Source organism: Chamaesiphon sp., assembly GCF_041737865.1.
Classification (GTDB): Bacteria; Cyanobacteriota; Cyanobacteriia; order Cyanobacteriales; family Chamaesiphonaceae; genus Chamaesiphon.
The window spans coordinates 1-15,162 of record NZ_JBGSQZ010000271.1 but is presented as its reverse complement, the minus strand read 5'-3'; the positions used below and the strand labels follow the sequence as shown (position 1 = coordinate 15,162).

Annotated in this window: 14 protein-coding genes; 4 read left to right on the top strand and 10 right to left on the bottom strand. The window is 45.7% G+C overall.

The window, feature by feature from the left end; all coding sequences use genetic code 11:
• Positions 1–224: 224 nt before the first annotated feature.
• Entirely contained in the window at positions 225–2,564 is a 2,340-nt protein-coding gene (locus ACEW9J_RS20790) for a bifunctional (p)ppGpp synthetase/guanosine-3',5'-bis(diphosphate) 3'-pyrophosphohydrolase (protein ID WP_373547000.1), read from the top strand.
• Positions 2,565–2,866: 302 nt separating this feature from the next.
• Here ACEW9J_RS20790 and ACEW9J_RS20785 read toward each other — a convergent pair whose 3' ends face one another.
• A complete protein-coding gene (locus tag ACEW9J_RS20785; RefSeq protein WP_373546999.1) occupies positions 2,867–3,139 on the bottom strand; it encodes a hypothetical protein in 273 nt (90 codons plus the stop codon).
• 55 nt (positions 3,140–3,194) lie between these two features.
• On the bottom strand, positions 3,195–3,959 hold the full coding sequence (locus tag ACEW9J_RS20780; RefSeq protein ID WP_373546998.1) for a response regulator transcription factor: 765 nt from the start codon (positions 3,957–3,959) through the stop codon (positions 3,195–3,197).
• A 342-nt stretch (positions 3,960–4,301) separates the two neighbouring features.
• Here ACEW9J_RS20780 and ACEW9J_RS20775 point away from each other — a divergent pair, with 342 nt between their 5' ends.
• The gene (locus ACEW9J_RS20775; RefSeq protein ID WP_373546997.1) at positions 4,302–4,550 is read left to right on the top strand and encodes a DUF6761 family protein; all 249 of its coding nucleotides are present in this window, start codon (positions 4,302–4,304) and stop codon (positions 4,548–4,550) included.
• 86 nt (positions 4,551–4,636) lie between these two features.
• Here ACEW9J_RS20775 and grxD read toward each other — a convergent pair whose 3' ends face one another.
• From grxD to ACEW9J_RS20755, 4 genes are all read right to left on the bottom strand, one after another.
• On the bottom strand, positions 4,637–4,960 hold the full coding sequence (gene grxD / locus ACEW9J_RS20770) for a Grx4 family monothiol glutaredoxin (RefSeq protein ID WP_373546996.1): 324 nt from the start codon (positions 4,958–4,960) through the stop codon (positions 4,637–4,639).
• Between the two features lie 113 nt (positions 4,961–5,073).
• A complete protein-coding gene (locus ACEW9J_RS20765) occupies positions 5,074–5,337 on the bottom strand; it encodes a BolA family protein (protein ID WP_373546995.1) in 264 nt (87 codons plus the stop codon).
• 108 nt (positions 5,338–5,445) lie between these two features.
• On the bottom strand, positions 5,446–5,898 hold the full coding sequence (locus tag ACEW9J_RS20760) for an NAD(P)H-quinone oxidoreductase subunit N (RefSeq protein WP_373546994.1): 453 nt from the start codon (positions 5,896–5,898) through the stop codon (positions 5,446–5,448).
• Between the two features lie 175 nt (positions 5,899–6,073).
• The gene (locus tag ACEW9J_RS20755; protein WP_373546993.1) at positions 6,074–6,829 is read right to left on the bottom strand and encodes a hypothetical protein; all 756 of its coding nucleotides are present in this window, start codon (positions 6,827–6,829) and stop codon (positions 6,074–6,076) included.
• Positions 6,830–7,475: 646 nt separating this feature from the next.
• On the opposite strand from ACEW9J_RS20755, the gene ACEW9J_RS20750 reads away from it, so the two are divergent.
• Entirely contained in the window at positions 7,476–8,051 is a 576-nt protein-coding gene (locus ACEW9J_RS20750; protein ID WP_373546992.1) for a 5-formyltetrahydrofolate cyclo-ligase, read from the top strand.
• A 154-nt stretch (positions 8,052–8,205) separates the two neighbouring features.
• On the opposite strand, the gene gatA is transcribed toward ACEW9J_RS20750, so the two are convergent.
• The 4 genes from gatA to ACEW9J_RS20730 form a co-directional block, all read right to left on the bottom strand.
• A complete protein-coding gene (gene gatA, locus ACEW9J_RS20745) occupies positions 8,206–9,654 on the bottom strand; it encodes an Asp-tRNA(Asn)/Glu-tRNA(Gln) amidotransferase subunit GatA (protein WP_373546991.1) in 1,449 nt (482 codons plus the stop codon).
• A gap of 408 nt (positions 9,655–10,062) precedes the next feature.
• Complete coding sequence (locus ACEW9J_RS20740; protein ID WP_373546990.1) at positions 10,063–10,779, bottom strand: sensor histidine kinase; 717 nt, start codon at positions 10,777–10,779, stop codon at positions 10,063–10,065.
• A gap of 126 nt (positions 10,780–10,905) precedes the next feature.
• Positions 10,906–12,390 carry a UDP-N-acetylmuramoyl-L-alanyl-D-glutamate--2,6-diaminopimelate ligase gene (locus tag ACEW9J_RS20735; protein ID WP_373546989.1) on the bottom strand — a complete coding sequence of 495 codons (1,485 nt, stop codon included), beginning with the start codon at positions 12,388–12,390 and terminating at the stop codon, positions 10,906–10,908.
• A 155-nt stretch (positions 12,391–12,545) separates the two neighbouring features.
• Positions 12,546–12,830 (bottom strand): glutaredoxin family protein, encoded by a 285-nt coding sequence (locus ACEW9J_RS20730; protein WP_373546988.1) that lies wholly within the window; start codon positions 12,828–12,830, stop codon positions 12,546–12,548.
• A gap of 120 nt (positions 12,831–12,950) precedes the next feature.
• On the opposite strand from ACEW9J_RS20730, the gene ACEW9J_RS20725 reads away from it, so the two are divergent.
• Entirely contained in the window at positions 12,951–14,999 is a 2,049-nt protein-coding gene (locus ACEW9J_RS20725) for an NAD(P)/FAD-dependent oxidoreductase (protein ID WP_373546987.1), read from the top strand.
• The last annotated feature ends 163 nt before the right edge of the window (positions 15,000–15,162 follow it).

Below are 15,162 nucleotides of genomic sequence, written 5' to 3'. Positions count from 1 at the left end.
CACCAAGTTGGGAAATCTCCATCGATCGCGCACAGATCTCTGAGAACCTGTTTACACTAATTAATACAACGATCGGATTCGATCTCAATCTAGACCTTCAGTGGTGGATTGACAATAATCTAGTTAAGGCTCCTAAACCGCCGCTGTTGAGCCACCACATCAAAAATTTTGTCTGAAATTATTTAAATTTAAACTTAATAACGATTATTTTATCCTCTTTAGCTATGACTACCCCACTCTCTCTGTCCGCCAACGATATTGCTACTGTGACGATCGTTAATGTACCTAGTGCAGAGATCGCAACGTATAACTGCGATATCCCTCAATGGTTGCAACAGTGTTTGGATGCAGAAGATCGTGCTGATGCACCGATCGATAGCAATGTTGATGCCGAGCGACTCCGCCACCGCAAGTTAATTAAAAATGCGTTTCAATTTGCCTACGATCTGCACGGCGATCAGAAACGCAAATCAGGAGAACCCTACATTTGTCACCCGATCGCTGTAGCTGGATTACTGCGAGATTTAGGCGGCGGCGCGGCGATGATTGCTGCTGGATTTTTGCATGATGTGGTCGAAGATACAGATGTTAAAATCAGTGATATTGAGTCGAGATTCGGACAAGAAACGGCACATTTAGTTGAAGGTGTCACCAAGCTTTCTAAGTTTGAATTTTCGAGCAAGAAAGAACAGCAAGCTGAAAATTTTCGCCGGATGTTTATCGCGATGGCGCAAGATATTCGGGTGATTGTGGTCAAGTTGGCCGACAGGCTGCACAATATGCGGACACTCGACCATTTACGCACAGATCGACAGCAAGCAATCTCCCAAGAAACTCGCGATATTTTCGCACCCTTAGCCGACAGATTGGGCTTGGGTAGAATAAAGTGGGAGCTAGAAGATCTTTCATTCAAATATATCGAACCAGAAGATTATCGGCGCATTCAAGATTTAGTTGCCGAGAAGCGGACGGCTAGAGAGTCCAGGATTGCTAGTGTAACTGAAATGATTCGCCATCGGCTCGATCGAGCTGAAATTAAATATGTAGATATTAGCGGTAGACCAAAACATTTATACAGTATCTATCAAAAGATGCGGTATCAGAAAAAAGAATTTAGCGAGATCTACGATCTGACAGCGATTAGAATTATCGTCGAATCAAATCATGAGTGTTATCTAGCTTTAGCCGAAATTCATGATGTCTTCAAACCTATTCCTGGTAGATTCAAAGATTATATTGGACTGCCAAAAAATAACCGCTATCAATCATTACATACTACAGTAGTTGGATTTACAGGCACACCATTAGAAGTCCAGATCCGCACGTTAGAAATGCACAATGTTGCTGAGTATGGAATTGCCGCCCATTGGAAATATAAAGAAGCTGCGAAGTCAGACAAATCGGGAGCTGAAAATTCCGAAAATAGCAAATCGACAACTCCGAGGCGGACAGAAGTCGATGAAAAATTTGCCTGGTTGAAACAACTATTAGAGTGGCAAAATGATGTCAAAGACGCGATCGAATTTGACGATCATCTCAAAGATCATTTACTCGAACGCGATGTCTATGTCTTTACACCCAAAGGTGAAGTCGTATCTTTGCGTCAAGGTTCCACCGCCATCGATTTTGCCTACCGGATTCATACCGAAGTCGGAAACCATTGTGCGGGTGCTAAAGTTAACGATCGCATCGTACCCCTCTCGCGGATGCTGGTAAATGGGGATATTGTCGAAGTCATCACTCGTGAGAATAGTCACCCTAGCCTAGATTGGCTAAATTTTGTCGTCAGCCCTGGCGCACGCAACCGGATTACCCAATGGTATAAACGCTCCAACCGCGATGAAAATGTTGCCAGAGGTAGAGAATTACTCGAACGGGAACTAGGCAAAAATGGACTAGAATCACTGTTAAAATCCGATCCGATGCTCGCAGTTGCCCAACGTTCTAACTACATCACGGTGGAGGATTTACTCGCAGGTTTGGGTTATGGCGAAATCACCCAAAAAATGGTCGTCAACCGTCTGCGGGAAATGGTAAAAGATCGTGAAGCCCCAACCCTAGAGCTACCGCCGACAACTGCACCCAAACAATCCAACTCCCGAAATAGTGACTTTCCGATCTTGGGGATTGAGGGATTATTACATCACTTAGCAGGTTGTTGTAGTCCGATTCCAGGCGAACCAATCATCGGTATCGTTACCCAAAATAGTGGAATCTCAGTACACCGACAAGGTTGTCCAAATGTAGATCAGATGGATGGTAATCGCTTGCTACCCATAAGCTGGAATACCCAGATTGCCAAAGAAAAGCCACGTACTTATCCAGTTAGCGTACAATTGGAAGTACTCGATCGAGTCGGAGTCCTCAAAGATATCTTGTCCCGCTTGACTGACAATAGAATCAATGTCCGATCGGCTAATGTGATTACCCACTATGCCAAACCCGCCCTCATTGACTTGTCGATCGAAGTCAGTGACAAATCACAATTAGATCGTTGTCTAGCTCAAATCAAGCAGATGAGTGACATTCTAAATATTCGTCGTCTCAATCAAGTTGAAAATTAATTATCTACGTTAGAAAACGTTTCCAGTTCGTACTTTAGTTTAGTGAGAAATGCTTTATGGTAATCGATGAATCAATGCAAAATGCGATCGTGGGAGGGCTAGCAGTCGCTATTGCAATCGGTGCGATGCTAATGATGTTTAGTAATGTATGGACGACTAAAAAGTAGTTTTTACTAGCTTTGATGCCTCGATCGATGGCTTTCCGATCCGTTATAAGTGACGAAAGGGAGTGAGCGTAACCGATCGAAGCGAGAACGGCTACATTTATCGCCGTTAGTCACAGGCAATCGCATGATTATTATTCAAGCATCAATTGGCGATCGATCGCTAATGTTACTGTATTCACTGTAGTGACTAATTTGAGTCAGCCCTAATGATTCGGTGCGGGGTGCGATCGTCCCGATCGCTTCAAGATCGCGCAGGATATAATTAAGCTGATTAGCGATCGAGCCAATTGAAGCTGACGCTTGGCTATCTAGCCGATGACTAGCTTGCAAAAAATGTAACCGCATTTGCCAAGTTGTGTGGCTGGGATGCCGATCGAGATATTCTAATACCGCTTGACGACTAATCATATTCGCTACTAAAATTAATTCTTTGTAATTTACATTGTCTCCCAGTTGTCAATAATTATGTCGGCATCTTAACAATTTCGTCGCTATTCTCATAATTGAGCCGATAACCCACCTTCCGCACAGTTTCGATCGGATCTGGATGTCCGAGCTTTTTTCGCAGCGAGAGGACATGACTATCCACAGTCCGAGAATTATCAACATTAATATCCCATGCACGTTTGAGAAGTTCGCGGCGATGGACTGGGCGGCCATTAGCCTGGGCGAGAACGTAGAGTAAACTAAACTCTTGAGGACTAAGGTCGATTCTCGTTTCTAGCGGCTGTGCTGAGGCTGCTGTGGTGGATGAGCTAGCAACAACACCAACGGAGCGGCTTGGCAACCGATTTCTCAGATAAATGCAGCGACGTACCAAATCGATCCGCAGATTGCCATAAGTCAGATCGTTAGGAATCGTTGTCAGGGTGCGACTGCGCCGGAGTAACGCCGCCACTCGCGCCAAAAATTCGGGCATCCCAAACGGTTTCTTCAGATAGTCATCAACTCCAGCCTGGAGCGCGGTTACTAAATCGATCTCGCGAATTCGGGCTGATAGCATCAAGACTAGTGAGTTGCCTTGAGGATATAACCATTGACAAAATTCGATCCCTTCTCCGTCGGGTAAATCTGAATCCAAGATTGCCAAAGTAGGGAGTTCTGGCGTACAACATTGATAAGCATGAGCTAGTGTTGGCGATTGTTGCACCTGATAACCAGCTTGTTGAAGGTGCCAAGCTAAAAGCGATCGTAAGTTGTGATTGCCTTCGATAACGTGAATCTGCACACTTTTTTCAGGATACAACTTTCGATTTTTTGACAATAAGTAGTTAGTTCTAATTAAAGATACATTGTCTAAAATTGGAACATAAAGTAGCAGTCTAACGATCTAGGTTATATCTACCTAGTCTCGATATAGATTTACATTGGCTCTGCGTTACCCCTGCAAAGGTAACACACCTTATAAATCATTTAGGACTACTGTAGTGGCTGACGATTTGCGTCCGCTATGCCAACGTGTGTTTTCCGCACCTGAAGTCTAAAAAATCTAGAGTAAAGTAGACAAATGGATAGATGCCAATTCGCTCGATTCCGGTCTATCCTATTTAGTATGTCAAAGGATTAAGCCATGCTGCAAACTATAGAAACAATCGGGCACTATCAAAAGATTACCGATGCCTTAGTCGAAATGTGGCACCGTGGCTACCGCTTCGACGATTTACGCTTGTATCTTGATGGATATTTAGCCGCATTACGTAGCACTAATGCGTTAGAGGCTTATCAAATCAATCGGCTTGAAGAAGAAACGATGCGTTATGTTTACGATCCTTCTAACTTTGAGCGTGTCGAGCTTCAGACAGAGCCAGACTATTATTAATTATCTGGTGGATAGGATTCGATCGGCAGTTCTCAATTAATATTTCTATTATTGAGAACTGCCGATCGAACTTTGAAAGCTAACTATCAACTAGCCAGAGCGACTTCAACCATTTGTTGAAGCTCACCTTTTTGGTAGAGTTCGGTCATCACATCAGAGCCACCTACAAATTCACCGTTGATGTACACTTGAGGGATTGTCGGCCAATTGGAATATTCCTTTACGCCTTGACGAATATCTCCATCTTCTAATACATCTACTGTTTCGTAAGGTACGCCCAAAATATTTAAAATTTGGACGACTTGGTTGGAAAATCCACATTGGGGCATCAGTTTATTGCCCTTCATGAATACCATAATTTTGTTTGATTCGATCAGTTTACCGATCTTTTCTGTAGCTGGGGTAGTCATATTTTTAACTAATAGTTGAAAGTGAATATATTGGGTGTATGAAAACCAGACTATTAACGGTTTAACGCATCAAGACAGCGGTTGTAAACCGCTAAGGTTATGAGCAACTTGAGTTAGTTAGCAGATTCCTGTTGCCATGTTTCAGGGGTATATGTCTTGAGCGCGAGGGCATGAATCGCTCCACTAGCCATCGCTTCACTGACAGTACCGTATACCAACTGATGTTGTTGAATCAGGGATTTGCCTGCAAATTGGGCTGAAACTACCACCGCTTGGTAATGATCGCCGCCACCTGTCAAATCGGTGATTTGGACGATCGATTCTGGTATACCCGCTTCGATCGATGCTTTAACTTGACTGGGAGTAATCGCGCTCATACTGAGTTAAGAGGAAAAGGGTGTGAGATCCTAACGATCGGAGCGAAAATTAACCCGATCGCTCACGGGTATTTAGATTATAACTGGAGACTCTGACACTATTTCAGATTAGGAATTAGCGATATCCGAAAGCTTTACCCAACGAAACTGTCGATCTCCACCCAGTTCGACAACGACTTTGACTCTAGGATCGATCGTGGGTAACTCTACTAAATAAGCTAATTCTTGATTGGATAATACCTGTCCATCACCCAACCACAAAACTAAACCTTTAGATGTCGGTAACAAGTGAGCCAGATATGTATCCAGCATGGGCGGGATATAATAGGTGCGGATTTCTTTTTTGCCGACGTGAGCGGGACGTACTCCATGTACGCCAGTCAAGTAGGTACTCAGATCGCCCATACCCCTTGCGGATAGGTTCATGCTCTCATATCCTGTCGCACGAAGTCGCCGTTGATATCGACCTTCATAGCCGCCTTCGAGCGGGGCATATACACCCAATGCTCCAGCTTGTTCTAAATCGCGAATAAATGGTTTACCAGTCGTAATTAGAGGCATCTCGACATCCTGTTAATATCTTATCGATCGATTAGGGGCGATCGAACATCTGTGTTGGGGCTGGTAATTTTGCTACGCGCCCACATGTCGATCGCTATACTGGGTGAGTAAAGATCGTGTTGGTAGCTTATTTCCCCTTCCCATTATGCCATGAGTCGGTCTGGCTGCGCGAGATTTACTTCAGGATATTGACGCCATCATAGATCAGGGAGATGAGTGTGCCGCGATCGCTAAATTCGATCGAGGATGCTTTGGGAGTCAAAATAGCAATATTTTCAAATGCCCAGCAACAACCGCAAGATTGGGCTAAATCGATCAGGAGTTGAATTTGAGGGATATTGATGCCAATTTGGTGAAAATAATCAAAATAACTCAAATAAGCAATCCGATAATCTTGCATCGTCGCGGGTAGAGCTGATGGATCGAGTGCCGGATAACTCTTTTGGATTTCCGCCACCGAAACCTGATTTAAAAAGTCTCCCAGTGGATCGAAAGCCAGACTTTGTTGCGCCCCGATAATTTGAGCGCGAGGATTGGCATAGGCTTTGACGACATCAATAAAGTCTGGATCGATTTGGCGATCGATCTCGCGATTACAGCTATCCCAGATTTGCTGTAGTATTTGACTACCTACATCGACTAGATCGGGACGATCGATCGAGATTTTCATTGCAGTCAGCGGATTTTCTGTCCACAGAATCCGCGCTCTATCTAGTCCGGCATACAAATAACAAGCATTAATTGCATTTTCCGCTCGTTCGCGATCTGTGGTTCGATCTGCCAGAATTTTCTCCCACTTTTTATTAATTTGAGGGATAAAATCTACTTCTAATTTAACTAGTTTCCGAGCAGCGATTGACACTTTTGCTAAATATCGGGCTAGGGATTCACCTTCTATTGGTTTATTGGGAATATTAGTAGAGAATAACATATTATTTTAATTGTAATTAAATAAACTTAATTTCAATTTGAGTTTTAGTTCTAATTTGACTAATTTATAGATTTTAGAATACGAATCGATGAAACATAGCCATCCTAAATGAGCGGCTTAACCCTTAGATGGCGGACACATTGTCGCTAAAAGCGAGGCTAAGCCAAACTAGGCAGGGGAACCGTCTAGTTGACTACACATTGCCTACGGCAGGCTAACGCCAATAGTGCGACATCACAACTAAGAGTTAACGTTACTGACAAAGAACTTAAATAGGGTAGCTAGAGCGAGCGTAATATCTCACTAATTATTCCTACTTCGATCGCTTACAAGTAACTTAGATCGTAGAGACGATATCTAAATATTAGCTAAAAATTGAGTCGATCTGCATGGTCAATTTGGCTGATGGCGATCGGTTGAAACGATCGTCTGAGTAAGAGCAAAGCTTTGTACCGATCCCGCGCCGATTTAGGGTACCTGTTGACAGGCGTACCCAAACGTCAGACTTCCTGGGAAAGTCAGGCTTTAGGCTTTAGGGGAAACTATAGACGAAAACAGCGGTGCGCTTCGCGGAGGTTTCTGACCCATGAAGGCGCAACAAGACAATACTAGAAAAGATTTCATTTCTACTTTCGCAGGAGGTCTAATGATGACTAAGTACCAGAAACAGATTCTACGCGATCGATTTCTTCAGCAGCGACAAGCTTTACCAGTAGAACTTTGGCGATCTCAAAGCCAGCGGATCTGTCATCACCTAGCCAATTCTCCCCAAGTTATGGCAGCGCGGACGATTCTTGCTTATCAAAACTGTCGCCAAGAACCGAATCTCGACGAGCTGTTTAGCGATCGAACCAAGCAATGGGGTTTACCTAGATGCGTCGGCGAAGAGCTGCTCTGGCATGACTGGCAGCCATCAGCACCGCTAGTAATCGGGCGTTATGGTATTCCAGAACCCCATCCCAGATCGCCGCTGATGATGCCAAATCATATCGATCTGATCCTGGTTCCGGCTGTAGCGATCGATCGCCGTGGTTATCGGTTGGGTTATGGGGGTGGTTATTACGATCGCTTATTCGCAGATCCCCTGTGGCGCAAGATTCCGACAATCGGCATTGTCTTTGATTTTGCTCATATAGATCTCGCTTTGAGCATCGATCCTTGGGATATTCCGTTAGATGCAGTTTGTACAGAATCGGGGTTGACTAGTTTTTATGATGGATAGAGAAAATTTCTTTGTTTAAAACGAGTGCGGTATTTTGGCTGCCTTCTGCTAATCAAGATCGACACATCGCAGAGACATTCTATAGGTATATTGATTAATATCAATATACCTATAGAATGGGCATCGATCCTACAGGTACATCGATCGACAAGAATTATAATTTGGGCGAGATCTTGTGCCACTCTGTAGACTGCTCGTAAACATGAGCAACTTGAAGCAAGAGATCCTCGCGTAGTACATTACTAATTAATTGCAACCCGATCGGCATTCCTTTGTCATCAAAGCCGCAGGGGATGCTAATCCCTGGCAATCCAGCGAGGTTGACGGGAATAGTCATCAAATCAGAAAGATACATGCTCAACGGATCGGCAGTTTTCTCACCAGCTTTGAATGCAGTCGTCGGTGCAGTCGGGGTAATCAGAATATCTACTTGACGAAAAGCTGCTTCAAAGTCTTCCTTAATCAGAGTCCGCACTTTTTGAGCTTTGAGATAATAGGCATCGTAATAACCCGCTGAGAGCGCGTAGGTACCAAGCATGATCCGCCGTTTTACTTCCGCACCAAATCCGGCGGCTCTAGTCTGAGTGTACATCGACATCAGATTGTCGGCTTCTACCCGAAATCCATATTTGACACCATCATAGCGGGCTAAATTCGCTGACGCTTCTGAGGGGGCGATGACGTAATAAGTGGGTAATCCATAGCGGAAGCGGGGACAGGAAATTTCTTGGACTTCTGCGCCGAGGGAGCGAAAATGCTCGATCGATTGGCGGACTGATGCGGCGACTTGGGGATCCAAACCTTCACCAAAAGTTTCGGTAATGACGCCGATTTTTAAACCCTTGGGTAGATCTGGAGTCAGTAATTGAGAGTATTTGGGAATCTCAATCTTGAGACTAGTAGAATCCTTGGGATCGTAACCTGCGATCGCTTCGAGTAAGATGGCGGCATCTTCCACCGTCCGCGCAAATGGCCCAATTTGATCCAAGGAAGAAGCATAAGCAACTAGTCCAAATCTCGACACCAACCCATAGGTCGGTTTTAGCCCCACCACGCCACAAAAAGCCGCAGGTTGACGAATCGAGCCACCAGTATCGGAACCAAGCGATACAACGCATTCTGACCCAGCTACAGCCGCAGCCGAACCGCCGGACGATCCACCAGGTACTCGCTCCAAATCCCAAGGATTAGCAGTGACTTGGTAGGCAGAATTTTCGGTGGAACTACCCATCGCAAATTCATCGAGGTTGGTTTTACCCAGGGATACCGCGCCTAAATCTTGGAGCTTTTGGGTAACTGTGGACTCATAGGGTGGCACAAATCCAGCCAGAATTTTGGAACCACAGGTGGTTTCGATCCCTTTGGTACACATATTATCTTTGAGCGCGATCGGAATTCCGGCTAAAAGTGGGATGTCTTCCCCTGCGGCGATTTTGGCATCTACCGATCTCGCCTGGGCGAGGGCTTGGGTGGGAGTAGTCCGCAGAAAACTGCGGAGTTGAGGTTCGAGTTTCTGGACACGATCGATCGCTTCTGTCGCGATTTCTACTGCCGATCGTTGTTTTGTGACAAGCTGATGATGCAACTCGCGGATGGATCCCATGTGAGTTAGGGATTAGGGATTAGGGATTAGGGATTGGGCTTTAGGCTTTAGGCTTTAGGCTTTAGGCTTTAGGCTTTAGGCTTTAGGCTTTAGGTGTTAGGGATAGAGAGACGCTTACCAAACAGCAGAAGCTATGGCTTCGGGGTTTAAAGCTGACAGCCTAAAGGTGCGATAGTTGGTGTTAGTCCTTTCTAAATCTTCCAACTAACTGTCAACTGTCAACTGTTTAAGGCATATAACCTCAAGCCTCAAGCCTAATCTTACCTTACCAGTCACTAGCTACTAGCCACTAGCGTAAACAGTGAAATTTCTGGACGACAGTTGAACCGAGCGTAGAGTTTAATCATCCGGCATTGCTGGTTTAAGGTATGATTTTGGATTTTTAAAACCAATCTAGATCCCAATCCACTATCCTCCCATCGGTAGTAACACTCGAAATTTTGAACCAACACCGATTTGACTGGCAACTGAGATCGAGCCGCCACAACGAAGGAGGATATTTTGAACGATGGTTAACCCTAAACCCGCACTATTATTATCGTCGTCTGCCGAGCTACGGATGCGATAAAAGCGATTAAAAATTTTAGGCATCTCTGCTGGTGGAATACCGATACCTGTATCGAGAAACTCCAAGCGCACATATTCGTCTTGTACCGCAGCTTGGACAAAAACTCGTCCCCCGCTGCGGGTGTATTTGATGCCATTGTGCAATAAGTCGATCGCAATTTGCCGTAACCAGGTTTCAACAAAGATAACAGGCGGTAAATTATCGGCTATAGTATAACCCAGCCTCACCCCTTTTTCTGCTGCTAGTGGTTGATAGGTGCTAACTATCCCTGGAATAATTTGAGATAGTTGGAGCGGAATTATTCTAGCTCGATCTGAGATGCGATCGAGTGCTATCAGTCGATTTACACCGCTAATTAGTGAGTTTTGACGCTCGCATTCACCCCCAATCAGCCCCAGATATCTCTGCCGTTGGGGTGGCTTAATTGTTGGGGATTCAAGCAACTTTAGAGCTGTTTTAATATTAGTTAATGGCGTACACAACTCTTGCATTAGGTGCTCGATCAGCTCATCTTTCAAGTCACCCAGGCTTAGTTTTGGAGTGGAGGGTTTTTCCATTAACGGTGGAATGGTGAATGGTGAATGGTGGATGGTGGATGGTGGATGGTGGGCAGCATCTATGTTTTAACCCGACCCTAACAACCCAATTATCAATTATCAATTATCAATTATTAATTAATTTAATTATCCAAATTTCTCGATCAGGGCAATACGAGCTTGTTCGCGATCGTCAAAATGGATTTTCTCGGTGCCGAGGATTTGATAATCTTCATGTCCTTTGCCAGCAATCAATACCCCATCGCCAGCAGCCGCGATCGAAATAGCCCGCGCGATGGCTTGTGCCCGATCTGCAATCACTTCGACGCCTGTTGTGCGGTGGATGCCGCTGACGACATCTTGGAGAATTTGGGCGGGATCTTCCGTGCGAGGATTATCTGATGTGACGATCGCTACATCGGCAAGTTCGGCGGCAATTTTACCCATCTGGGGACGTTTGGTGCGATCGCGATCGCCACCACAACCGAATACACAGATGACCTTACCATGAATGAAGGGACGTGCAGCGGTGAGGAGGCTTTCTAAACTATCGGGAGTATGAGCATAATCGACGATCGCGGTGATATTCTGCTGGGGTGAAACTTGGACGCGTTCCATTCGTCCTGGTACGCCTGGAAAGTGCTCCATTGCTGCCACGATCTGCGCTAAGTCTATGCCCAAGTGTAAAGACGCCCCTACCGCCGCCAAGAAATTTTCGAGGTTGAAATCGCCAACTAGCGGCGATCTGAAGCTAATTTCACCATGAGGTGTATGGAGTTTTCCGGTGACTCCGGTTTGCTGGTATTCCAACTCGCTCGTCCAGAGATCGGCAGATGAGTCGGTGGTACTATAGCTCCAGACTCGTGCGGCGGGGAGGCGATCGATTAGTCTTTTACCATACTCATCATCCAAATTAACGATCGCGCGTCCAGTCAGATATTCAGGGCTAAATAACAGTGCTTTAGCTTGGAAATAATTTTCCATATTTTGGTGATAATCCAAGTGATCCTGAGTGAGATTGGTAAATACACCTACCTCAAATGGACAGCCCATCACTCGCCCCTGATCCAAGGCATGAGAACTAACTTCCATTAGTGCTACTTGACTTCCAGCAGTCAGAGCTTGGGCTAGTTGCTGTTGGAGATCGACAGCAAAGGGGGTAGTATGAGTAGCTGTTTTTTGGTAACCTTGCCAGCGGGTGTAGAGGGTGCCGAGCAGGGCTGTGGAAATCTGGGCTTGGGCGAGTAAATATTCAATGATGTGGGTGGTAGTGGTTTTGCCATTTGTACCTGTGACACCGACCATTTTGAGCGTATGGGCTGGATGATGGTAAAAGGTACTGGCTAGAGCTGCACAAGCCGCCACCATATCTGTGGCGATGATGAGATTATCGCCAGTGGGGGGATGGACGGTGGCTGCTGCGGGTGAAACTACCGCCCCAATTGCGCCTAAATCGATCGCGCCTTGCCAAAATTCCCCGCCATCAACTCTGGTTCCAGGCATCCCGATAAATAAGTCTCCAGCAGTACAAGCATGGGAGTTAGTCTTTAAGCCAGTGACTTCTAGCTCTAGGCTGGGATGGCTGCTGGAGTAGCTAATTTGGCTTTGAGTCAGGAGTTCGCGTAGTTTCATAAATTTGTGGGGAGTTAGGGGTTGTAAGGCTAGTCGATCCGATCGATAAAGACAAAGCTAGTAATCTAGTTTAAAACCTGCCTGCCCTCACTTGGGGTACATAAGTTTATTTGAGTTGTTGCTTAGTTTTTTAGCCCACCCCAACCCTTCCCCGATCAAGGGAAGGGAATAGAGCCTCCTGTCGATTGCGAGTATTGTTGCAAAATTTTTTGGACATGGGCTGCGTCCGCACGGGGTGAAAAGCGAGGGATCGGGCGATCGACACCATCAGCTTGTAAATATAGTACAGGGATTTCGTATTGATATCGATCGAACCAGGCAGGATTGGTAGTGATATCTCGGATCTCTAGCTGAATATCTAGATCGGTGATTTGCTCTAGTTTTTCTTGTAAGCTTTCACAGAGATGGCAACCAATTTTGCTGTAGAGGATTAAGTGCATCAGATTTGAGCGAAACAATCGAAGTTATTCAGTACAATACAATAACTGGTGACGATCGACATAAATTAGTTATTTCCTCGTCCGATTAGTACTAGCGTGTTGGCAATCGAATAGAATTTGATGGAAGAGCTTTTATATATCGAAATACCTACGCCAGATATCGATCGAGTTCGATCGTGGTTGCAGCAAGAATGGCAGCCAAATCTGGGAGTGTCAATTATTACCCCTGAAGGACTGAGGTTACAATTTCCAGCCGCCGTGACAGCCACAACGCCCAGCACAGAGTTATCGATTTTTGTGTGGTCGTTGCAACGGACTACATATCTGAAGGTGTTTCGCTGGGGGGATCGATCGATCGCTGGAGAAGAGCGGATCGTACGAGCATTGACGGCAAAAATCCGCCAAGAATTTCCCACCACTCATCCTGCGCCACCAGAGATAGATCTCACTCACCAGTCAATTTTTGCGGCGTTGGAGCCTTATTACCCAACCACAGTCAAATATTTTCGGAAGATGCCCAACGGAGAGGCAGATCTTCAGCGGGTGTACTGGTGGGAAAAACGCTGGCGCGAAGGGGTAAAAAATCCTCAACAGCCCAAACAGGTATTATTTCGCGTGGATGATACATCTCACCTGACGACGCCCAGTCAGCCGAAATACGATCTGATCTACGTTGGTGGCGCATTAGGAGTAGTCCATGCTGCGGTGATGGCACGGTTGGGCTATCGGGTGCTGTTATTGGAGCGGCTACCATTTGGACGCATGAATCGGGAGTGGAATATCTCGCGTGATGAATTTCAGCGACTGATCGATCTGAATCTATTTACGCCTGCTGAGTTTGAAGGGGTGATCGCGCGGGAATATGCAGACGGGTTTAGTAAGTTTTTTGATGCTAATAATCCGCAAAATTGTCAGGCAAAAGTATTGTCTACGCCGACGGTGCTAAATATCTGTCTAGATGCCGAAGCATTATTGCGCGTCTGTGGGGACAAATTGCGCCAAGCAGGTGGGGAGATTTGGGATGAGACGGAATTTAGCCGTGCGGATATATCGGGGCAGGAAACGGTCGTCACGAGCAAACATTTGCCAACTGGGGAAATCAAAATTGCGCGGGGGCGACTGTTGGTAGATGCGATGGGGACAGCTTCGCCGATCGCGTGGCAATTGAATGGTGTCCATGCTTTTGATAGTGTATGTCCGACAGTGGGGGCGGCGATCGCCAGCGGGTTCGAGCCGGAAGTATGGGATGCCAAATATGGGGATGTGTTATTTAGTCACGGGGATATATCGCGGGGACGCCAACTGATTTGGGAGTTATTTCCAGGTGCGGGTGAAGAGATCACCGTTTATTTATTCCACTACCATCAGGTAAATCCCGAAAATCCTGGCTCGTTATTAGAAATGTATGAGGATTTCTTTACGATTTTGCCAGAGTATCGGCGGTGCGATCTGGATAAACTAGTCTGGCGGAAGCCGACATTTGGCTATATCCCTGGGCACTTTACGGTCAGCAGTAGCGATCGAGTGGTAGCATTCGATCGGACAATCGCGATCGGCGATGCAGCATCCCTCCAATCGCCGCTGGTATTCACCGGATTTGGTTCGCTAGTTCGCAATCTCCCCCGACTCACTCACCTGCTCGATACCGCCCTCAAGCACGATTTACTCGATCGAGATGCACTCGATCGGATTCGGGCTTATCAAAGTAATGTGGCAGTGACATGGCTATTTTCCAAAGGGATGATGGTACCCACGGGCATGTCTTTACCACCCGCACGGATTAATGCGACTCTCAATACTTTCTTTGGACTACTGGCAAATGAACCGCCAGCAGTTGCCGACACATTTATCAAAGATCGTACCGATTGGATCACTTTCAATCGACTCGCACTCAAAGCGGCGAGTCAAAATCCCGCCCTCCTGTGGTGGATTTGGAAGATTGCTGGAGCTAAGGATATTTTCCGGTGGTTGGTTAGCTATGTAATTTTTAGTTTAGATGCGATCGTCAACTTTCTATTTAGTAGTTGGGTGCCATCCTTGGCAATTCAAATCCAACCCTGGCTAGAGTCTAGATCTCCACGCTGGTGGTTGCGTCTGCTGGCTTTTAGTTACACGCTCAAAGCTGGTACCCGCTCGGCTTCATTTACCAGAAGAGGGCGGGATGTCTGAAAGCCCTGTCTCTGAAGAGCAGGGTTATATATTATAAAAATACAAACACTAACAACAACAACAGCGTAGTTAAATACTAGCATTCTTATAACGCTATGTAAACTATTGATTACTTATTTCTTTATCGTCTATTATGATAGACTTAGTACATCTCCACTAAATA

Coding starts and splice junctions, on each gene's coding strand:
- ACEW9J_RS20750 (WP_373546992.1), top strand. CDS start 7,476: ATGATGACTAAGTACCAGAAACAGATTCTACGCGATCGATTTCTTCAG.
- ACEW9J_RS20765 (WP_373546995.1), bottom strand. CDS start 5,337: ATGAGCGCGATTACTCCCAGTCAAGTTAAAGCATCGATCGAAGCGGGT.
- grxD (WP_373546996.1), bottom strand. CDS start 4,960: ATGACTACCCCAGCTACAGAAAAGATCGGTAAACTGATCGAATCAAAC.
- ACEW9J_RS20790 (WP_373547000.1), top strand. CDS start 225: ATGACTACCCCACTCTCTCTGTCCGCCAACGATATTGCTACTGTGACG.
- ACEW9J_RS20775 (WP_373546997.1), top strand. CDS start 4,302: ATGCTGCAAACTATAGAAACAATCGGGCACTATCAAAAGATTACCGAT.
- ACEW9J_RS20725 (WP_373546987.1), top strand. CDS start 12,951: ATGGAAGAGCTTTTATATATCGAAATACCTACGCCAGATATCGATCGA.
- ACEW9J_RS20740 (WP_373546990.1), bottom strand. CDS start 10,779: ATGGAAAAACCCTCCACTCCAAAACTAAGCCTGGGTGACTTGAAAGAT.
- ACEW9J_RS20730 (WP_373546988.1), bottom strand. CDS start 12,830: ATGCACTTAATCCTCTACAGCAAAATTGGTTGCCATCTCTGTGAAAGC.
- ACEW9J_RS20760 (WP_373546994.1), bottom strand. CDS start 5,898: ATGCCTCTAATTACGACTGGTAAACCATTTATTCGCGATTTAGAACAA.
- gatA (WP_373546991.1), bottom strand. CDS start 9,654: ATGGGATCCATCCGCGAGTTGCATCATCAGCTTGTCACAAAACAACGA.
- ACEW9J_RS20735 (WP_373546989.1), bottom strand. CDS start 12,390: ATGAAACTACGCGAACTCCTGACTCAAAGCCAAATTAGCTACTCCAGC.
- ACEW9J_RS20785 (WP_373546999.1), bottom strand. CDS start 3,139: ATGATTAGTCGTCAAGCGGTATTAGAATATCTCGATCGGCATCCCAGC.
- ACEW9J_RS20755 (WP_373546993.1), bottom strand. CDS start 6,829: ATGTTATTCTCTACTAATATTCCCAATAAACCAATAGAAGGTGAATCC.